This window comes from Marinicauda sp. Alg238-R41 (genome assembly GCF_947331485.1).
Lineage (GTDB): Bacteria > Pseudomonadota > Alphaproteobacteria > Caulobacterales > Maricaulaceae > Marinicauda > Marinicauda pacifica.
The window spans coordinates 1,021,723-1,041,488 of the sequence record NZ_CAMZOJ010000001.1 but is presented as its reverse complement, the minus strand read 5'-3'; the positions used below and the strand labels follow the sequence as shown (position 1 = coordinate 1,041,488).

At 66.0% G+C, this 19,766-nt stretch carries 19 protein-coding genes and 1 other RNA gene; 8 read left to right on the top strand and 12 right to left on the bottom strand.

Features of this window, described 5'->3' with window-relative positions; genetic code table 11:
• Positions 1-27: 27 nt before the first annotated feature.
• The 4 genes from pgi to PGP17_RS04805 form a co-directional block, all read right to left on the bottom strand.
• Positions 28-1,578 carry a glucose-6-phosphate isomerase gene (gene pgi, locus PGP17_RS04820; protein ID WP_270374447.1) on the bottom strand — a complete coding sequence of 517 codons (1,551 nt, stop codon included), beginning with the start codon at positions 1,576-1,578 and terminating at the stop codon, positions 28-30.
• A gap of 115 nt (positions 1,579-1,693) precedes the next feature.
• The gene (locus PGP17_RS04815; RefSeq protein WP_270374446.1) at positions 1,694-2,503 is read right to left on the bottom strand and encodes an aldo/keto reductase; all 810 of its coding nucleotides are present in this window, start codon (positions 2,501-2,503) and stop codon (positions 1,694-1,696) included.
• A 60-nt stretch (positions 2,504-2,563) separates the two neighbouring features.
• On the bottom strand, positions 2,564-3,190 hold the full coding sequence (gene cmk, locus PGP17_RS04810) for a (d)CMP kinase (RefSeq protein WP_270374445.1): 627 nt from the start codon (positions 3,188-3,190) through the stop codon (positions 2,564-2,566).
• A gap of 27 nt (positions 3,191-3,217) precedes the next feature.
• Positions 3,218-3,988: a YebC/PmpR family DNA-binding transcriptional regulator gene (locus PGP17_RS04805; protein WP_135945196.1), complete on the bottom strand. Its 771-nt coding sequence runs from the start codon at positions 3,986-3,988 to the stop codon at positions 3,218-3,220.
• A 190-nt stretch (positions 3,989-4,178) separates the two neighbouring features.
• Between PGP17_RS04805 and kdsB the strand changes: the two genes are divergently transcribed.
• From kdsB to glmM, 6 genes are read left to right on the top strand one after another with little or no spacing between them, the layout of a single operon-like run.
• The gene (gene kdsB, locus PGP17_RS04800) at positions 4,179-4,958 is read left to right on the top strand and encodes a 3-deoxy-manno-octulosonate cytidylyltransferase (protein WP_270374444.1); all 780 of its coding nucleotides are present in this window, start codon (positions 4,179-4,181) and stop codon (positions 4,956-4,958) included.
• A gap of 1 nt (position 4,959) precedes the next feature.
• A complete protein-coding gene (locus PGP17_RS04795; RefSeq protein ID WP_270374443.1) occupies positions 4,960-5,610 on the top strand; it encodes a histidine phosphatase family protein in 651 nt (216 codons plus the stop codon).
• Entirely contained in the window at positions 5,610-6,830 is a 1,221-nt protein-coding gene (locus PGP17_RS04790) for an O-antigen ligase family protein (RefSeq protein ID WP_270374442.1), read from the top strand. The genes PGP17_RS04795 and PGP17_RS04790 overlap by 1 nt, the downstream gene beginning before the upstream one ends.
• 49 nt (positions 6,831-6,879) lie before the next feature.
• A complete protein-coding gene (locus tag PGP17_RS04785) occupies positions 6,880-8,289 on the top strand; it encodes an exopolysaccharide biosynthesis polyprenyl glycosylphosphotransferase (protein ID WP_270374441.1) in 1,410 nt (469 codons plus the stop codon).
• A 41-nt stretch (positions 8,290-8,330) separates the two neighbouring features.
• On the top strand, positions 8,331-8,987 hold the full coding sequence (fsa, locus tag PGP17_RS04780; protein ID WP_270374440.1) for a fructose-6-phosphate aldolase: 657 nt from the start codon (positions 8,331-8,333) through the stop codon (positions 8,985-8,987).
• A gap of 39 nt (positions 8,988-9,026) precedes the next feature.
• A complete protein-coding gene (gene glmM, locus PGP17_RS04775; RefSeq protein WP_135945202.1) occupies positions 9,027-10,367 on the top strand; it encodes a phosphoglucosamine mutase in 1,341 nt (446 codons plus the stop codon).
• A 22-nt stretch (positions 10,368-10,389) separates the two neighbouring features.
• Here glmM and serA read toward each other — a convergent pair whose 3' ends face one another.
• Together serA and PGP17_RS04765 are read right to left on the bottom strand one after the other, a co-directional pair.
• Entirely contained in the window at positions 10,390-11,625 is a 1,236-nt protein-coding gene (gene serA / locus PGP17_RS04770; RefSeq protein ID WP_270374439.1) for a phosphoglycerate dehydrogenase, read from the bottom strand.
• An 89-nt stretch (positions 11,626-11,714) separates the two neighbouring features.
• Positions 11,715-13,979, bottom strand: coding sequence for a S8 family peptidase (locus tag PGP17_RS04765; RefSeq protein ID WP_270374438.1), 2,265 nt, complete (start codon positions 13,977-13,979; stop codon positions 11,715-11,717).
• Between the two features lie 181 nt (positions 13,980-14,160).
• Between PGP17_RS04765 and PGP17_RS04760 the strand changes: the two genes are divergently transcribed.
• The gene (locus PGP17_RS04760; protein WP_270374437.1) at positions 14,161-15,123 is read left to right on the top strand and encodes an NAD-dependent epimerase/dehydratase family protein; all 963 of its coding nucleotides are present in this window, start codon (positions 14,161-14,163) and stop codon (positions 15,121-15,123) included.
• Between the two features lie 3 nt (positions 15,124-15,126).
• Here PGP17_RS04760 and PGP17_RS04755 read toward each other — a convergent pair whose 3' ends face one another.
• The 6 genes from PGP17_RS04755 to PGP17_RS04730 all read right to left on the bottom strand — a co-directional run bounded on the left by PGP17_RS04755 (position 15,127) and on the right by PGP17_RS04730 (position 18,331).
• Positions 15,127-15,948, bottom strand: a complete 822-nt coding sequence (locus tag PGP17_RS04755) for a TIGR00282 family metallophosphoesterase (protein ID WP_270374436.1) — start codon at positions 15,946-15,948, stop codon at positions 15,127-15,129.
• A gap of 32 nt (positions 15,949-15,980) precedes the next feature.
• Positions 15,981-16,763 carry a ferredoxin--NADP reductase gene (locus PGP17_RS04750; protein WP_442915121.1) on the bottom strand — a complete coding sequence of 261 codons (783 nt, stop codon included), beginning with the start codon at positions 16,761-16,763 and terminating at the stop codon, positions 15,981-15,983.
• A gap of 97 nt (positions 16,764-16,860) precedes the next feature.
• The gene (locus PGP17_RS04745) at positions 16,861-17,436 is read right to left on the bottom strand and encodes a 5-formyltetrahydrofolate cyclo-ligase (protein WP_270374435.1); all 576 of its coding nucleotides are present in this window, start codon (positions 17,434-17,436) and stop codon (positions 16,861-16,863) included.
• Between the two features lie 29 nt (positions 17,437-17,465).
• Positions 17,466-17,625, bottom strand: a non-coding RNA gene (gene ssrS, locus PGP17_RS04740) — 6S RNA.
• Between the two features lie 34 nt (positions 17,626-17,659).
• Complete coding sequence (locus PGP17_RS04735) at positions 17,660-18,019, bottom strand: cell division protein ZapA (protein WP_135945209.1); 360 nt, start codon at positions 18,017-18,019, stop codon at positions 17,660-17,662.
• Positions 18,020-18,331, bottom strand: coding sequence for a DUF4164 family protein (locus tag PGP17_RS04730; RefSeq protein WP_270374434.1), 312 nt, complete (start codon positions 18,329-18,331; stop codon positions 18,020-18,022).
• 224 nt (positions 18,332-18,555) lie between these two features.
• On the opposite strand from PGP17_RS04730, the gene PGP17_RS04725 reads away from it, so the two are divergent.
• Entirely contained in the window at positions 18,556-19,743 is a 1,188-nt protein-coding gene (locus tag PGP17_RS04725; protein ID WP_270374433.1) for an NAD-dependent epimerase/dehydratase family protein, read from the top strand.
• Positions 19,744-19,766 lie beyond the last annotated feature (23 nt).

The following is a 19,766-nucleotide window of genomic DNA, read 5'->3' as shown; positions in this document are numbered from 1 at the left end:
TGGGCGAGGCCTGTCGCGCTGGTAGCATCAATCCCGGCGCGGTGACAGGCCGAGACGGTCGATCAGATCGCGTGTGGCGGGGTCGAGAACGCTGACATCGCCGATCGCAATATCGCGTGCAAGCTGCTTGCCCAGCTCGACGCCCCACTGGTCGTAGGGGTTGAGCCGGTAGAGCGTGGCTTCGACGAATACCTTGTGTTCGTGCAGCGCGATGAGGGCGCCGAGCGTCTGCGGTGTGAGCGCGTCGAGCAGAAGCGTGGAGCTGACCCGTCCGCCGGCCATCGCCTTGTGCGCGGCCAGTTCGCCCGTCCCGTCCTGGCCCTGCATCAGGGCCGCGCCCTGGGCGAGCAGGTTGGCGGTGAGGGCCTGGGCGCGCGGATCCTCGCTTTGCGCGAGCGATTTGAGCGCGATGAAATCGACCGGGGCGTCGTCCACGCCCTGATGCAGCCACTGGAAGAAGGAGTGCTGCACATCGCTGCCCCGTCCGCCCCAGACCAGTTGTCCGCCCCGGTCAGCCGCCAGCGGGCGGCCTTCGCGGGTCACCGATTTTCCAAGACTCTCCATCTCCAGCTGCTGGAGATAGGCCGGCAGGCGTTCGAGCCGGGAGGAATAGGCCGCGACACAGCGCGACAGGCGCTTCAGCCCGGCCCGGTTCCAGACATCGATCAGAGCCTTGACGACTGGAAGATTGGACTCGGTCGGCGCGTCGTAGAAATGGTCGTCCATTGCGCGGGCACCGGCGAGAAACGCCTCGAACGCCTCGGGGCCGAGCGCGATCTCCAGCGCGAGGCCGGCGGCCGACCAGACCGAGTAGCGTCCGCCCACCCCGTCCTCGAACGGGAAGATCTGGGCCGGGTCGATGCCGAAGGCGCGCGCCTTGTCCGGGGCCGCCGTGGCCGCGCAGAAGCGGATATTCGCGCCCTCCTCGCCGACCTGGGACACAAGCCAGGTGCGGGCAGCCTGCGCGTTCATCAAGGTTTCCTGCGTGGTAAAGGATTTGGAGACGACGCAGAACAGCGTGGTTTGCGGGTCCGCACCCTCCAGCGCATCATCCAGATCGGCCGGATCGAGGTTGGAGACGAAGCGCGCTTCCATCCCCTCCCGGCGATCAGCCTTGAGCGCGTCATAGACGAAGCGCGGGCCGAGATCGGACCCGCCAATCCCCATATTGACGACGCGCCGCACCGGATGACCGGCCAGCACGTCTCGCTCCCCGGCCCGCATTGCAAATCGGGAGGTCGCCTCGCGTGCGGCGCGGATACGCCCGGCAAGGTCGCCATCTGTCAGCCGGTCCGGATTGCGCAGGCCGGGATGGAGGGCGGGCCGGCGCTCGGTTTCATTGACGATGCCGCCCGAAAACAGGGCCGACCGGCGCTCGGCCAGATCGCTGCCGGACGCAATATCCAGGAGCGCGGACCAGGCGGACGCGTCGAGGCGTTGCTTGCGGGCATCCAGCATCAGGCCGGCGCCCTCCACGACGAGCGAGGCATCGCGTTCGCGATCGCGTCCCACAAGTTCCGCGAGGCTGGTCTCGCCGAGGCGGCGGGCGTGAGGATCAAGCGCGGAAAAGTCGGTCATGAGGTCGCTCTGGGACAGTGGGGCAGGACGGTCTGCCCCTTCGCTTTAGCTTTCCTTGGCGGCCTCGCCAACCGGCAGAGCAGGCAGACGCCGCGAGAACCGGCCCCGTCCGTGCTCACGCGCGGGACAGGGCGAGATTGTCGGCCAGGTGATCGAGCCGCGTGGTGGTCATCAGCGCGATGTCGACATGAGGATGATCGAGCGCGTGGCGCAGCCCTTCGGCGACGGGCACGCGGAGCCGCGATGGTGCGCCGGGCGTGACGAGCGCGCGGACCGATCTTGCCAAGCGGTAGAGGTCGGTCACCCGCCGGGGAGCCGTTACCGGGCTACGGCCGGGACCCGAGGTCTCGATCGCGAAGACCGTGCACCCGGCAGAGCGGGCGCGGGCCAGCCGCGTCTTCGCAGCGTCGTCCATGAAGGGATGCACCGGGCACATGATCGCGCGCGCACCCGCGTCCAGCGCGGCGTCAAGCTCGGGGCCGCGCCCGGCCGCGCCCAGACGGACAAACGCCCCGGCCGCGCGCAGATCGTCGAGCCGGCGGCGCAGGTCCGGAGTCCACTCCTGCGGCGCGGCACCGTGCAGGAACAGCGTATCCGCTCCGTCCACCCCGAGACGCGACAGGCTGGCGCGGAGCGACGCCTCGATAGCGTCGGGCGTGAAGTCGCGCTGCCGCCGGGCAAGGCCCCGGCTGAGGATGCCGGCCTTGGTGGAGAGGTGAAGCGCATCGCGCGGCAGATCGCGCAGGGCGAGGCCGAGTCGGCGTTCCGCCTCGCCGGCCCCGTAGGCCGGCGCGGTATCGAAATGGACAAGCCCGCCTTCGAAGGCCGCATGGATCAGGGCACAGACCTTGTCTGCACCGATGAGCGGGGTGCCGAGTGCGCCGGAAACGCCGAAGCCGAGCCGGGTGGGAAGGGGGTCGGTCATGGCGCCAAGGCTAGCGCGCGCCCGGACAGGCGCAATGTCCATATCCTGGGTCGGCGGACCTCACCGGTTCGCGGCACGCTGCGCGATATCGATCGCCGCGCGCACGGCCTCGTCGATGGACATGTCGCTGGTATCGAGCTCGACCGCATCGGCCGCCTTGGCCATCGGGGCGCTGGACCGGGCCGCGTCGCGGCTGTCACGGGCGCGCAATTGCACCAGAACCTGATCGTAGCTGATCGACTCGCCGCGATGGGTCAGCTCGGCGTGACGCCGCCAGGCTCGCGATTCCTCATCGGCGGTGACGAAGAGCTTCAGATCGGCATGCGGCGCGATGACCGTGCCGATGTCGCGCCCGTCCAGCACCGCGCCGCCGGGCTGGGCCGCGAACTCCTGCTGCAGGCGCAGCAGCGCTTCACGCACGTCAGGATGCGCGGAGACCACTGAAGCGGCCATGCCTGCGCCGGCGCTGCGGATCTTGCGCTCGTTGATGGAGGCCGGATCGAGCGCGCGAGCGCGCTCGGCGGCACGGCCCGCGTCGCGCGGGTCCTCACCGGCTTCCAGCATTTCCACCGCGACCGCCCGGTAGAGCGTTCCGGTATCCATGTGCGGAAGATTGAAATGGACCGCCAGGGCCCGGGCAATCGTGCCCTTGCCCGAGGCCAGCGGCCCGTCTACGGCGATCAGCATGGCAAATCTGTCCCCCGGCACCGCCCGCTACGAGGCGAGCTGGGCCATGTCCTCGTCGGAAATATCGAAATTGGCGTAGACGTCCTGCACGTCGTCCAGATCGTCCAGCGTCTCCATGAGCTTCATCAAGGTCGCCACCTTGTCGCCCTCGACCGGGGTAAGGGTCTGCGGCTTCCAGATGATCTTGACCGATCTGGCTTCGCCGAAGCGGGCTTCCAGACCTTCGGCCACCTCGGCCAGATCGTCGCGCGCGCAGAAGACGACATGTTCGCCTTCGTCCTCGTCGTCCTCACCGCCCTCTTCCTGAACGACATCCTCGGCGCCGGCCTCAATGGCGGCCTCGAGCATGGCTTCTTCATCGGCGACCGACAGCGGGAAACGGATTTCACCGACCTGATCGAACATGAAGGAGACCGAGCCGGTCTCGCCCAGATTGCCGCCATTCTTGGAGAAGGCGCTGCGAACCTCGGAGGCGGCGCGATTCTTGTTGTCGGTCGAGGCTTCCACGATCACGCCGACACCGCCGGGGCCAAAGCCCTCGTAGCGGATCTCGAAATATTCCTCGACGTCGCCGCCCTGGCCCTTCTTGATCGCGCGCTCGATATTGTCCTTGGGCATGGACTGGCCCTTGGCGTTGGCCACGGCCAGACGCAGGCGCGGATTCATGTCCGGATCGGGACCGCTAATCTTCGAGGCAATCGTGATTTCTTTCGAGAGCTTGGAGAACAGCTTGCCGCGTGCCTTGTCCTGGCGTCCCTTGCGGTGCTGAATATTGGCCCATTTAGAGTGGCCGGCCATCTCGATCCTCCTTGACCTTTACCCGGGAAGCGCGACACGCACACCGCGTCCGGGCGATACGAAGCAGGCGTTCTATCCCATCAGGCGCTGTGGCGAAAGACGCCCTTGTCTCTTCCGTCCTGCGCCGGAGCATGCCAGACATGCAGCCTTGTCCTGAACCCTTTTCAGCTGTGTTTGCCCGTCCTGATCCATGACCGTAATCGCCATCATCCCGGCCCGCTTCGGCTCGACCCGCTTTCCCGGAAAGCCGCTTCACGACATTGCCGGCGTGGCGATGGTCGAACGCGTCCGGCGGCTGGCCGCAGCGGCGCCGAGCGTCGACCGGGTTCTGGTTGCAACCGACGACGACCGGATCGTGCGCGCGGTCGAGGCCGCCGGCGGTGAGGCCGTCATGACGCCGACCGAATGCCGCAACGGCACCGAGCGCGTCCATGCGGCCGCCAAGGGGTTCGCGCGGCCGGACGACGTGATCTTGAACCTTCAGGGCGACGCGCCCCTGACGCCGCCCTGGGTGATCGACGCCGCGGCCGCCGCGATGACGGCCGAGCCCGGCCTGGCCATGGCGACACCGGCGGTGAAGCTGGAGCCTGACGCCTACGAAAAAATGAGCGCGGCCAAGGCCACCGGAGAGGTTGGCGGGACAACCGTCGTCTTCGACCGGAAAATGAATGCGCTGTACTTTTCCAAGACCATCATTCCCTTCCAGCGCCATCCCGAAGCGGGAACGGCGACCTACAAGCATATCGGGCTGTACGCCTACCGGTTCTCGGCGCTGGAAAGCCTCGTCGCGCTGGAGCCCACGCCGCTGGAAATGGCCGAGAGCCTGGAACAGCTTCGCGCCTTGGAGAACGGAATTCCCATCCGTATCGTGCTGACCGAATATCGCGGACGGACTCCGTGGTCGGTGGATTCCCCGCGCGACGCGGAAATTGCCGCGCAGATCATCGAACGCGAAGGGGAAATCGTCTGAAATGCTGCTGATCCTGGCTCGTCACGGCAACACGTTCGGTCCCGACGACACCCCGGTCTGGGTCGGCGCGAACGAGGACCTGCCCCTGGTCGAGACCGGGCTGGGACAATCGCGCGCGATCGGCCGGGCCATCCGCGATGGCGGGATTACGCTGGACCGCGTCATCGCGGGCCCGTTGAAGCGCACCCGGACCGGCGCGCGCCTGGCCGCCGAAACCTGCGGCTTCACCACCGAGGTGGAGATTGACGACCGGCTGAAGGAAATCGACTACGGCGTCTGGGGCGGCAAGCCGGACAGCGAGATCGAGGAGAGCTGGGGCCGCGACGCGATCGAGAACTGGCGCGAGCGCTCCATCGTGCCGGAAGGTGCGGGCTGGAGCCCGTCGCCCGGAACCCTGCGTGAAAACGTGAAAGCCGTGCTCGCGTCGGTGACCGGCGATCTCTCGCCCGACACTGCCGTGCTGATCGTGACCTCCAACGGGATACTGCGCTATTTCCACGAACGTCTCGCTGGCGAGGAGGCCGCGTCCGGAGAGGCCAAGGTGAAGACCGGCCATTTGTGCGCGGTCCGCATCGAGCCGGGCAGGATCGACCTGCTGGCCTGGAACCGCGCTCCCGGCGACATCATCCCCATCCTGAAGGACGCGGCATAGTGTTCGCCCGCTTCCTCTGGACCCTGCGGGTCGCGCTTCCGCTCGGAGGCCTGTTTGCCGTGGCGGGAGGGCTCGGCCTGGCCGCGACGGCCGGGCTTGCAACGCTTGTCAGCCTGCCCCCCCGCGCGCTGTACCGGGTGGTTCGCAATCCATCCCCGGCCCTGATCGCAGCAGGTCTGGCGCTTGCCTGGCTGGTCCTCAGCTTCGCCTGGTCGCCCTATGACCGGCCGGACCAGGCCATCAAGCTTGCCCTCCTCACCCCGCTCTTCCTGGCCCTGCCCTTCATTGCGCACAGGGCGCCGGAAGAGATCCGCGTGCGCCTGCGTCCCGTGGTGATCGTGTCGGCGATCCTGGCCCTGCTCATGATCACGTTCGAAGGACTGGCCGGCGCGCCGGTCACCATCAGCTACAAGATCGGTGTCGAGGGTTATGCCAGCGACCGGCAGGACCTGCTGACGCTGGCCAACCGCATGCTGGGGCGCGGCGCGCTCTTTGTCGAAATCCTCGCGATACCGGCGATCATCCTGCTTTGGCGAGCAGGCACGCGGCCGCTCAGAGTGGCCGCCATCGCGATGGGTGTGCTGGCGCTGGTCGCCGCGTCGACCCTCGCCACGGACGCCAATCTGGTGAGCGCCCTGATGGCGATCGCGCTCGCCGCATCGGCCTGGCGCTGGCCAGTGCGCACACTGCAGGCCGGACTGGTCGTCGTCGCGGTGGTGCTGGTGACCGCGCCCTTCCTTTTCGGGGTCTGCCTCCGCCTCGTTCCCGACACGATGCGCGAAAGCCTGCCCTTCAGCTGGGCCTGGCGGGTCGAGATCTGGGACTTCGTCGTCGGCCTTATCGGGGAGAAACCGATCTTCGGCCACGGGCTGGATTCGGCGCGCGCCATCACCGCCACCCAGCCCATGCGCGGCTTCGAGGTCGATCTGCTGCCGCTGCATGCCCATAACGCGGCACTGTCCATATGGCTGGATACCGGCTTCGTCGGCGCGCTTCTGATCGCCGCGACCCTGGTGCTGACCGCCCGCGAGATCGGCCGGCATATGCCGGGGCGCGTGCTGTGCATGATGACGGCTGGAATGGTGACCTACTGGCTGGTCAGCGTGATGCTCGGCTTCGGGATCTGGCAGGAATGGCATCATGGCGCCCTGTCGCTTGCGCTAGCGGCCGCGATGATCGCAGCGCCCGGACCCGGTGTGGCAAAAGACTTGCGTACCTGACGGCTCAGGCGCGCAGAAGACGCGCCGGAGACCGGAAGGACGCCATTTCGTGACCCATTTCGATGCAGCTCTGGCCTACGATTCCCTGAACAAGACCCGCTCGGCGGGCTCCAACGTGCTGCGTGTCTTCATTCTGGCCGATCTGCTAGCGTTTGGCGCCGCAGGCCTCATCTCGATGGCCCTGCTTGACTATGCGCAACACGGTGCGCCCGTGTCGGTCCACGCCGGCATCAGCGCGGGCCTGTGCCTCGCGGTCATGATCTGGTTCCGCTCCAAGGGACATTACCGCGCCCGTCACGCTCTCGCCAACATGGTGCGCCCAGCCCTGATGGCTTGCGGTCTGGCCTTTCTCGCCGCCTCGACCCTGCAGGTCTCGTTCGAGGAAACCCGCCTGACAAGTGCAACCGCCGGCTTCTGGGCGAGCGTGCCGGTGCTGATCCTCGCGATGCGCTGGACAGCCCGGGCGCTCCTGCTGGCCGCGGGACGGTGGCAGGAGCCGGTGACCCTTCTGACCTCCGCGGCGATCGCCTCCGATCGCGCGCGGCTGATCGAGCACAATACCGACCACGGCCTCACCGTGACGCGCACGCTGGACCTCGCCGGATTCGAAGGCCTGGACGACCGTACCCTGAGCGCGCGCCTGTCGCGCCTGACCGACCGCACCCTGTTTCTGGCGCCGGACGAGCGGAGCCAACCGGTTGCCAACCGGATCGTGGCCCGGCTGAGCGCATCGGGTGCCGCCTATTTCTACCAGCCGGCCATCGGGCCGGCACCGACGCAGAATGTCGACATCATCGACTATCCGCCGACCGAAGGCTTTGTCTTCCAGATCAGCGACAGCCTGAACCGTCCGCTGGCGCGCGCGGCCAAGCGCGTCTTCGAAACCCTGGCAGCAGGGGCCGGCCTGATCGTGCTCTCCCCGCTGCTCGTCCTGATCGCCGTCCTGGTGCGCCGCGATGGCGGACCGGCGCTGTATTCGCAGCCGCGCGTCGGGCGGGACGGGAAGATCTTCCAGTGTCTCAAATTCCGCTCCATGGCGGTCGACGCCGACCGCCTCCTCGGCGAGATCCTCAGCGCCGACCCGGTGGCGGCCTGCGAGTGGAACACCTATCAGAAACTCACCCGCGACCCGCGCATCACGCCGGTCGGCCGGGTTCTGCGCAAGATCAGCGCCGACGAGCTGCCCCAGCTGATCAATGTGGTTCGCGGCGAGATGAGCCTGGTCGGTCCGCGTCCGATGACGATCGACCAGCAGGCGGCCTACGGCGCGTCGCTGGAGAGCTATGTGCGTGTCCGGCCCGGCCTGACAGGCATGTGGCAGGTCAACGGGCGCAACGCCACGAGCTTCACCGAACGCGCGCGGCTGGACGACTGGTATGCGCGAAACTGGTCGCTGTGGCGCGATATCGTCATTCTGGTGAGAACTGTCAGGGAAGTCCTGTTCCCAAACGGGCAATAGGCGCTAGGCTGCACCCAGCTTGATTTGAGGACGCGAACCCGATGCAGATTTTCCTCGATACCGCCGACACCGACGAAATCCGCCAGCGCATGCAGGCCGGCCTGGTGGACGGCGTGACGACCAACCCATCGCTGATTGCAAAATCGGGAGCCAACATCCTCGAGCGGATCGAGGCGATCTGCGCCGTCGTGGACGGGCCTGTGTCGGCGGAAGTCGTCGCAACGGATCTGGACGGGATGCTGAAAGAGGGCCGCCGCCTGCGCGAGATCGCGGGCAATGTGGTGGTGAAGCTGCCCCTGACCCAGGCCGGGCTCGCATGCTGCGCGCGCTTTGCCGAAGAGGACATCCCCACCAATGTCACGCTGTGCTTCTCGCTGAACCAGGCGCTGATGGCCGCCAAGGCGAACGCGACCTTCATCTCGCCCTTCGTGGGCCGGGTCGAGGATGCGGGCGGTGACGGGATCGAGCTGCTTCACAAAATCCGAGCGGTGTACGACACATTCGGCTACGAGACCCAGATCCTGGCCGCTTCGCTGCGCTCGACGGCCCATGTCGAGGCCGCGGCGCTGGCCGGCTGCGATGCGGCCACGTTGCCGCCGAAGATTTTCGACCAGCTGGCCAGCCATCCCCAGACCGATAGCGGGCTGGAGACATTCCTGTCCGACTGGAAAGCCTCGGGCGGCGCGTCTTTCGTCTAAGGCTTCGCAGCCGGACTGTCCCCTAGTTCGAGACCCCTCATGAACAAACGATATTTCGGCACGGACGGCGTACGCGGGACGACGAACCAGTTTCCTATCACCGCGGAGACCGCCCTTCGTCTCGGCATGGCCGCGGCGCGCCATTTCCGACGCGAGGAGGGCCGGCGCCACTCCGTCGTGATCGGCAAGGATACCCGTCTGTCGGGCTATATGATCGAGAGCGCCCTGGTCGCCGGTTTCACCAGTGCGGGGATGGACGTGTTCCAGTTCGGTCCGTTGCCGACGCCGGGCGTCGCGACGCTCACCCGGTCGCTGCGCGCGGACATGGGCGTCATGATCACGGCCTCCCACAACCCCTACGAGGACAATGGCATCAAGCTGTTCGGGCCGGACGGGTTCAAGCTGTCAGACGAGGCCGAGCTGGAAATCGAGTCCTTCATGGACGGCGACATGTCGGAAGGCCTGGCTGCGCCGGCCGATCTTGGCCGCGCCCAGCGCGTGGACGACTGCCAGGCGCGCTACACCGAGATCGTCAAGGCGACCTTCCCGCGCCAGATGCGTCTGTCCGGGCTCCGCATCGTGGTCGATAGCGCCAACGGAGCGGCCTACAAGGTCGCGCCGAACGTGCTGTGGGAGCTCGGCGCGGACCTGATTCCGATCAACAGCGAACCGAATGGCTTCAACATCAACGAGGATTGCGGGGCCGTATCGCCCAGCGGACTGGCCGAGAATGTCCTGCGATACCGCGCGGACATCGGCATTGCGCTCGACGGCGACGCGGACCGGCTGATCATTTGCGACGAGACCGGACATGTCATCGACGGCGACCAGCTGATCGCGCTTCTGGCGCGCGAATGGAAACGCGCCGGGCTGCTGGCGACCGACTCTGTCGTGACCACGCAGATGTCCAATCTGGGCCTCGAGCAGTTTCTCGAAACCGAAGGCCTGACGCTGGACCGGACGCAGGTGGGCGACCGTTACGTGGTCGAGCGCATGCGCGAGAGCGGCGCCAATCTGGGCGGCGAGCAGTCCGGGCACATCGTGCTGAGCGATTATGCGACCACCGGCGACGGGCTGATCGCGGCGCTTCAGGTGCTTTCGCTCCTGGTCCAGTCAGACAAGCCGGCCAGCCAGCTCCTGCGCGTGTTCAAACCCGCGCCGCAGCTGCTGAAGAATGTCCGCTACGAACCCGGTACCGCGCCGATGGAACGCGACAGCGTCAAGTCGGCCATCGAAGCAGCCGAGGCCAAGCTGGGTGAAAAAGGGCGCATCCTGGTCCGCAAATCGGGCACCGAGCCACTGGTACGCGTCATGGCCGAGGGCGACCGCAAGCTGATCACCGAGGCCGTCGACGCGATCGTCAACGCGCTGAAGGCCTGACCGCCGCTCAGAGCAGAGGCGGTTACACTTCCGCCTGACCCACGATCAGCCGCGCCCAGATCGTGCCCTCGAGGCTCTCGACCTGCTTCAGGAAGTCGGTCGGCAACTGGCCTTCCAGATCGGCGATGGCGTAGCCCAACTCGCCCTCTGTCTGGAGAAACTGTGCGGCGACGTTCGCACCGGCCTTTTCGGCGACATCGTTGAGCCGGCGCAGGAAGCCCGGCACGTTCTGGTGCGGCACGAGCAGGCGCGAACGGCCCTGGCGCACGGGGCCCGGTTCGATCTGCGGGAAGTTGACCGAGTGCAGGGTAGCGCCCTCAAACAGGAATTTGGCAAGCTTCAGCCCGGTGTCCTGACCGATTGCCGCCTGGGCTTCCAGCGTCGAGCCGCCGATATGGGGCGTCAAAATCACGTTGGACGCGGTCTGCAGCGGGCTTTCAAACGCCTCGTCCTTGCTCTTGGGCTCCACCGGGAACACGTCGACGGCGGCGCCCGCGATATGGCCGTCGCGCAGGGCTTCGCTGAGGGCCTCCACGTCGACCAGATCGCCGCGCGCCTGATTGATCAGGAAGCTGCCCGGCTTCATCGCCCGGATGCGGTCGCGCGTCATCATGTTCTTGGTGCGCGGCGTGGACGGCACGTGCAGCGTGACCACGTCGCATTCGCCCAGCAGCGCCTCAAGGCTCTCGACCGGACGGGCATTGCCGTGGGCGAGCTTGGGCTCGACGTCGTAATAGTAGACGTGCATGCCGAGGGCTGAGGCGATCACGGAAAGCTGGGCACCGATATTGCCGTAGCCGACAATGCCGAGCTTCTTCTTGCGCACTTCATGCGCGCCCTCGGCGGTTTTCAGCCAGCCTCCGTCGCGAATCGCGAACATCTTTTCCGGAATGCGGCGCATCAGCATGATGACGCTGGCCATCGTCAGCTCGGCCACCGACCTTGTATTGGCGAAGGGGGCGTTGAACACCGGAATCGCCCGGCGCGAAGTCGCTTCCAGGTCGACCTGGTTCGTGCCGATGCAGAAGCACCCGATCGCCTTGAGATCCGTCGCCGCATCCAGAAGCGCCTGATCGATCTGGGTACGCGAGCGAATCCCCAGCACATCGAATCCGCCCACAGCCTTGAGAAGCGCCTCCCGGTCAGGAGATCCGGTGACGCGCTCTATGGAGACCGGGCCTTGGGACTTCAGGGCCGGATCGGCGTCCTCATGGACATTTTCTACAAGCAGGGCATTAAAATTCGGCGTCGAGGACATGTCGCGCTCCCATAGACGTGCTGCACGCGCGAACAGCTTCCTGATCGCACGTCAGAATGCAAGCCTTGCTCTGCCGACGCGACCCCGCGCTACCAACGCGTCCTGACTCCGAGCCAGACAGCGGCGGCGTCTTCGGCCGAAGCGACATGGCCGGGATCGCGGGTGAACCGGGCGGCCACGCTGACATTGCTGTGCACATTCAGGGGCAGGTGGTAGGCGGCTTCAAGCGACACCTCGCGGCCCGAAGGCGAGAGCGAAGCCTCGCGCAGGGCATAAAGGGTCTGGTTCTCGGCATCCACGGCGACCGCCACGCGAGCGCGAATCGTCCCCTCCTCCACGCGTAGCGGCTGGGACAGGGTCAGGCCGAACTGACCTGCGCCGACCGGGCGGTCGAGTCCCACCGTCCAGGCACTGGCCGATACCGCCTCGCCGGCGGAGATGAAGCCGGGCATGGAAAGCTCGCTCTCCACTTGCTCGAAACGCGCTGCGCCGCGCCAGCCGAGACCGAGCGGCCCGGACCACAAGGCAGCATTGAACGTGCTTTCCGCCTCATCGCGGCGGCCGAAGCGCGCGAGAACCGCGCCCCCGAGCGCACGTCCCTCTTCCTGGCCGGTTCCGGTTTCAAAGCCGAAGGCCTGCCCCATTACATTCACGCTGAGCGCGGCAGCAGAGAAGCGGGAGCCTTCACCGCCCGCCGAGCGCAGGGAGAGCGTGAAGGGCTCGAGATCATATTCCATCGCCATCCAGCCTCGTTGCGAGGAGAGCTGGGCTACGCCACCGGCAAAACTCGCTTGAGACAGGATCGAGCCGCCTGCGCCCTCAAGCGGGCCAGGCGTGGAAAAGCCCCGTCCCGCGCGACCGGTCAAACGGCCTTGCGTGAAGGCGAACGCGATATCTGTCTCTCCGCGGTAGAGTTCGTCCGGCAGGTTGGACAGGGCTTGCATGCGGTCCTGCGCCTGGCGCAGCGTCACGGACGCCGGCCCCGCCCGGCTCGCCGAGATATGGGTCAGCCCGGCCTGCGCCGCCGCCTCGAAGCGGTCGGTCTCAGCGGACGCCGATGGCGTCACGGGAGCGGCCGGGTCGAACCGGAAAGCGCGATCGTAACCGTCCCGCAGGATGGACTGGTCGAACAGTCCGGAGGCCCAGACCCAGTCGCCGGCCGCGCCGGAGGGCTCGGCAAGAAGCTGGGCCAGGCTGACGGGTTGAGCGCCCTGGAGCTGGGCCGTGGTGGTGCCCACAGGGGAGAAAGCTGCCTCAAGGTCGATGAGACCCATCCCGTAGATTGAATCGGGTCCGGGTGCCCCCAGATCGAGCGCTGTTTCGAAGAGAATGTCGAGCGCGGCGTCCCCGGCGAGATTCGGGAAGGCTTCAAGCAGCAGCGCCAGCGCTCCGGAAACGTGAGGGGAGGCAAACGAAGTGCCGGAAAAGAGGAAATAGTCATCGGTCTCGCTCGGCGCCGCAATGCGTTCGCCAGGGGCTACCAGAAAGGCGGTCTCCACTCCTCGGGCCCGATAGGAAAAGTCGGAAATCACATTGGACCCGTCGACCGACCCCACGGCTACGGCGAATCCGTTCGCCCCCGGATCCCCTGCGAAATTCGCGGGAAAACCGGGCGAGGCGCTGGGTTCCGTTTCGTCATCGCCCTGGTTGCCCGAAGACACGACGAGGAGCACGCCCGCCGAGGTCGCCCGGCGCATGGCCGCAAAGGTTCGCGTCACCTCGTCGCTCAGGGCGGCATTGCGTCCCAGCGACAGGTTGATGATCCGGGCACCATTGGCCACGGCATGGTCGATCGCACTGGCTACCGCGCGGTCGCCGAAGAGGCAGCCATCGTCGCTGGAGCAGGAATCGACCTCGTCAGCCCGCAGCGCCATGATCGTGGCGTTGTAGGCCACGCCGTGCATCACAGCGCCGTCCCGGGCCGCGGCGATGACGCCGGCGACGGCCGTTCCGTGACCGTCGGTGTCGTCGGCGCTGCGCGTCGCCACGATATCGGTGCTGGTTGCCGCAATGCGGCCGGCAAACTCGGGATCGTCAAGGTCGATGCCGGTATCAACGACCGCCACGGTGATCCCCTGCCCGGTTGCACCGAAGCTGTAGGCCGATGAGGCATTGATCTGGGCCAGGCCCGATTGCTGCAGATATTCCGCCGTTTCAAAGCTGCTCGGGGGCGGACCCGGCGGGGGTGGGGGTGGAGGCGGCGGAGGAGGAGGAGGCGCAGGCGGCGGAGCGGGCGGCGTATAGAGCGGACCTTCGGACGGTCCCCCACCGCCGCCCCCAGCACATCCTGCCGCCATGAGAGCAGCGCTGGTGAAAACCGTCAGGAAGAGGGCGTTGCGCAGCCGGCTCATCATGCATCTCCGTTCCGATCGAGACCTCATTTAACCGTCCTACGGCTTAACCTAAGATTACGGCATATGTCGGATTTCAAGTGTGTCCACCAAAGCGGCCGGAGCGCGAGCCGGCCGGCCGCGTTGACAGGGCGGGGAAGCCTCCTAGGATGCCGCGTCTCGCTCGGGGAGAGACCCAAAGGACATGACGATTCTGGTGACCGGGGCGGCCGGTTTCATTGGCTTTCACGCGTCAAGACGCCTGCTCGCGCGCGGAGAACGCGTGATCGGGGTCGACTGCCTGACAGACTATTATGATGTCCGGCTGAAGCAGGCACGCCTGGCTGAGTTGTCGGCCTTCAAGCACTTTAGCTTCCACACGCTCGACATCGCAGACGCCGATGCCCTGCGCGCGCTGACCGTGAAGGAAGCACCGAACCGGATCCTGCATCTCGCCGCACAGGCCGGGGTACGGTATTCATTGACCGCGCCGTTTGCCTATAGCCGGAGCAACCTGTCCGGACACCTGTCGGTTCTGGAAGCGGCGCGCGCGCTGGGCGACCGGCTCGATCACCTGGTTTATGCGTCCTCAAGCTCGGTCTATGGCGAGCGCGGAGGCCGGTTCAGCGAAGACGATCCCCTTGGCGATCCCGTCTCGCTCTATGCCGCCACCAAGCGCGCCGACGAGCTGATGAGCGCCACCTATGCCCATCTTTACGGCCTGCCGCAGACGGGGCTGCGATTCTTCACCGTCTATGGCCCGTTCGGACGCCCGGACATGGCCTATTGGAGTTTTTCGGAGGCGATGCTGACGGGCGGGACGATCCGCCTGTTCAATGGCGGGCATAACCAGCGCGATTTCACCTTCGTCGGAGACGTGGTCCCGCTGGTGTGCCGGATCCTCGACGACACGCCCCCGCCGCGTAACGCGCTGTACAATATCGGCGGGAGCCACCCGGTCTCGACACTGGATCTCGTGGCAGCCCTGGAACAGGCATTCGGCGTCAAGGCCGAGACCGAGGCCGTTCCCGCCCAGCCCGGCGATGTCAGCTTTACCTGCGCCGACACCTCGAAACTGGTGCGCGATTACGGCGAAGCGCCGCAGACCGAGCTCGCCGAGGGGATCGCCGAATTTGCTCCCTGGTTCCGCGCTTACCGCGAGCGCTAGCGCTCAGCTCACCGATGGCTCGTGGCCTGCCAGCACGCCGCCAATGCGGATCGGCTCGACCCGGCGGGCAAGTCCGGTCCTGTCATCGGTTTCCAGAAACGTGCCACAGGCCGTCGCCGGACCGCTGGCTGCCGAAAACCGGCTGGAGCGCATGTGCGTCACGAAGCGGCTGACCGGTTCTTCCTTGTCCATCCCGATAACGGAATCATAGTCGCCGCACATGCCGGCATCTGTCTGGTACCCGGTCCCGCCGGGAAGGATGCGCGCATCTGCCGTGGGAATATGCGTGTGTGTGCCCACCACCAGGCTGGCCCGTCCGTCGCAATAGACCCCGAGCGCGCTCTTCTCGCTGGTCGCTTCGCCGTGCGCGTCCACCACGATCGCGTCTGCAACGGCGCCGAGCGGGGCGGAATCGAGTTCCTCGCTGACCCGGCGAAACGGATCGTCGAGCGACTCCATGAAGAGGCGCAGCAGCACGTTCATCACCAGAACACGCCGGCCGTCGGGAAGATCGTAGAGCCCCGATCCACGTCCCGGAGCGGTCCCTTCGGGATAGTTGCACGGGCGCAGGATACGCGAATCGCGCTCGACCAGGCCGAGCGCCTCGCTCTGGTCGAAGGAGTGGTTGCCCAGCGTGAGGACGTCGGCGCCGGCATCGAACAGCTCCTCGGCCGTCTTGGCGGTAATGCCGAAGCCCCCGGCGGCATTCTCTGCGTTGACGATCACGAAATCGAGCGAGAGGCGCTTGCGCAGCCCGGCGAGCTCATCGGCCAGCACCGTGCGACCGGCCTTGCCGACGACGTCTCCAAAGAATGCGATGCGCATGGATAGGCTTTCTGTGTTGCGAACCGCAGGACCTAGCCCACGAAAGACTTCTCGACAACAAACTCGCCCGGTCGCGCGTTCGACCCTTCGCTCAGACCGGCCCCTTCCACGCGGGTTCGGCAGCTGGCGATCATCTCGATCGAGCCGCAAATCATCACACGGTCCTCGGCCGGATCGAAGGGCGGGCACCCAATATCCGAGAAGAGTGTTCCGTCGTCGATCAGGCGTGTGATACGCCCCTGACGCTCGAACGTCTCGCGCGTGCAGCTGGGATAGTAGATCAGGCGTCCGGCCGCTGCTTCGCCAACGAGGGGATCATTGCGAACGCGCTCGATCAGCTCGCGGCTATACTCAAGCTCGGCGACCTCGCGCGTCGTGTGAGTCAGCACGACGGTCTCAAATTTCTCGTAGGTTTCAGGATCGCGCACGATGCTGGCAAACGGCGCCACGCCGGTGCCGGTGGACAACAGGTAGAGCCGGCGTCCCGGCATCAGCGCATCGAGGACCAGCGTGCCGACGGACTTGGTCGCGAGCAGGATTTCATCGCCCGGCTGGATTTCCTGAAGCCGCGAGGTCAGCGGACCGTCGGGCACCTTGATGGAGAAAAATTCCAGTTCCTCGTCCCAGGACGGGCTGGCGATGGAGTAGGCGCGCAGGAGCGGTTTGCCGTCCACTTCGAGGCCCAGCATGACAAACTCGCCGGACCGGAAGCGGAAGCTCGCCGGACGCGTAATGCGAAACGCGAACAGGCGGTCTGTGTAATGCTTGACCGACAACACGGTCTGATGGGTCACGGCGGCCACGGGGCGAAACATCCTTGCACGGCGACAGGCTTGGAAAAGCGCCTTCTAGGCCGCCCGCGAGGCGATTCCAATGCGGCGATATGATGCTGCTTGCTGTGCCAGACCCTGCCTAGATCGCCCCGCGATAGGCGCGCTCCTCCGTCACGATCCAGTCCAGGGCCACGTCGTGACGATCGACCGGCACCGTCTTCACGCGCTGGGCCTCATAGGCCAGACCGATCACCGTCACTGGATGGTGGCGGCGCAGGGCCTCGATCGTGCGATCGTAGAACCCGGCACCGTAGCCGATGCGCCGGCCTGCCTCGTCAAAGGCGAGAAGCGGGGCAAGGATGAGAAGCGGACGGCACTCCGGACTCTGGCCCGACGGCTCTTCGACGTTGAAGGTCCCGCGCACCAGAAGATCGCCCGGCTCGTAAGCGCGAAATACCAAGGGGGCATCCGGCGCGACGACGCAAGGCAGACACAGCCGCGCTTGCTCGCAGAAGAAGGTTTCCATCAGCGGGGTGGGATCGATTTCATCGCGGATGGGGCGATAGCCGCCCACGACCGTTCCGACCGAGGGCCAGGCGCTGTCAGGAAAATGGGAGGCGAGGCGTCGGCCGGCATTGGGATCGGCCTGCCAGGCCGCCTTGCGCGCAGCCGTCGCGGTTTTTCGAACCCGAGCCTTGCGCCAGCGGTTCAGCATGGCGTGGGCCGTACAGTCAGGAACAGGGTGGCGGAACCGATTGCGCCGTCAGCATCTGAACATCCCCGATGACCTGGATTACCAGGTGGGCGCCGTGTGCCCGAGGCCACGGCCAAGGGCAGGGACAGCTCCCTATCAGAAACGTAAGGTCTCCGGGATGAGAATGCTCGACGCACGCTCCAGTGTCCGCCATCACTGAAGATGGGCCCGGCGCACATCTTTCTCAAGCCTCTTCGCCAGATGCACTCAGCGCCTCCAGCTGCTCGGCCGCCGCATTGAAAAGCTCGGCTGCCTGGGCACGATCGTTGCGCCGGCGCGCCTCGGCCTGGGAGGTGCGGCCTTTGGCCTCCATCAGCTCATCTTCGAGCTCCGCGACCCGGCCCTGCGCTTCACGCCATTCGTCAGACACGATGAGCGAGGCCATCAGAAGGAGGCGCAACTCGCCGATCTGACCCACCTTCTCCGCCAGGTCGCGCACATGGGAATCCAGATGGGAGGCAAGCTCGCGCAGATAGGCCTGCTGGCCCTCCTCGCAGCCAATGGTGAAGGCGCGTCCGTTCAGCGAGATCGTGACCTTGGACACCTACGCGCTCTCCTCATCCTGGCCGAGCGTGCGGCGCAGCTCCTCGATTGCCTCGTCCAGAGACCGGGACGCGTCCTCGGCAGCCTCGCCGAGCGCACTCTCGCGAGCGCGCGCGGCATCGAGTTGCTCGGCAAGGCGGGCGCGGTCCTCGTCGCTGTCGCGGGAGGCATTGGCCTCGCCCTCGGCAATCTCGGCGCGGCTCTGCAGCGCCTTGATCCGCACCTGCACGCCATCGATGGCACGCTGCAGGCGTTCGCGGCCAGCCTCGAAGGCATCCTCAGGCGATGTTTGAGACGCGTCAGTGTCGTTCATGGCTCTAAAATCAGGCTTTAGCGCGATAAGTTCAAGCACTGTATCGCCCTGCACTCAGGTCGGCGAGCAGAAGACAACCAGGAGTCGAACACGGCGTTCCGGCGCGCGCGCGTGCGCATGAAGGCGCGCAGAGACGGCCCGAGACGCTTGCATATACGCATCCGTCCTGTCAGAACCCGCTGAATATCCAAACATGACAGCCCCCGACACGGCGGAGTTATCTCATGAAAGTACTCGTTCTTGGTGGTGACGGTTTTTGCGGCTGGCCTTCGGCGCTGCATCTGTCTGCGCGTGGTCACGACGTGGTCATTGTCGACAATCTTTCCCGCCGCAAGATCGATGTTGAACTCGAGGTGGAGAGCCTCACCCCGATTCAGCCGATGCACAAGCGTCTGGCCGCCTGGAAAGAGGTGTCGGGCAAGGACATCGCCTTCGTCGACCTCAATGTGGGCAAGGACTATCAGGAACTGGTCGACCTGATCGCTGCGGAAAAGCCGGACGCCATCGTCCATTTCGCCGAGCAGCGCGCGGCGCCCTATTCGATGAAGTCGGCCCGCCACAAGCGCTACACGGTGGACAACAACCTGAACGCGACCAATGACGTGCTGGCCGCGATTGTCGATTCGGGGCTGGATATTCACCTGGTCCATCTGGGCACGATGGGAGTCTACGGATACGGCACTGCGGGAATGAAGATTCCCGAAGGCTATCTGAAGGTGAAGGTCGAAACATCGGAAGGCCTGAAGGATCAGGAAATCCTCTATCCGGCCAATCCCGGCTCGATCTATCACATGACGAAGACGCAGGATCAGCTCTTCTTCTATTTCTACAACAAGAACGACAAGGTGAAGATCACCGACCTGCACCAGGGGATCGTCTGGGGCACGCAGACCGAAGAAACCCGCAAGGACGAGCGCCTCATCAACCGCTTCGATTATGACGGCGATTACGGCACGGTGCTGAACCGCTTCCTGATGCAGGCTGCGGTCGAGCATCCGCTGACCGTCCACGGCACGGGCGGTCAGACCCGCGCCTTCATCCACATTCAGGACACGGTTCGCTGCATCCAGCTTGCAGTCGAAAACCCGCCGCAGACCGGTGAGAAGGTTCGCATCATGAACCAGATGACCGAGACCCACCGCGTGCGCGACCTGGCCAAGATGATCGCCGACCTGACGAAGGCGGAAGTCGCCTTCCTGCCAAATCCGCGCAACGAGGCCGACGAGAACGAGCTCCATGTGGAGAACGATACCTTCCTTTCGATGGGCCTGAAGCCGATCACGCTGGAAGCCGGCCTGATGGAAGAAGTCACCGAGATTGCGCGCAAATACGCCGATCGCTGCGACCGTTCCAAAGTCCCGTCGGTGTCCTACTGGAACAAGACGCGCGCCGAAGCCCAGACCGCAAGCTAGAGACCGGCCGGGACGCGCGCCGG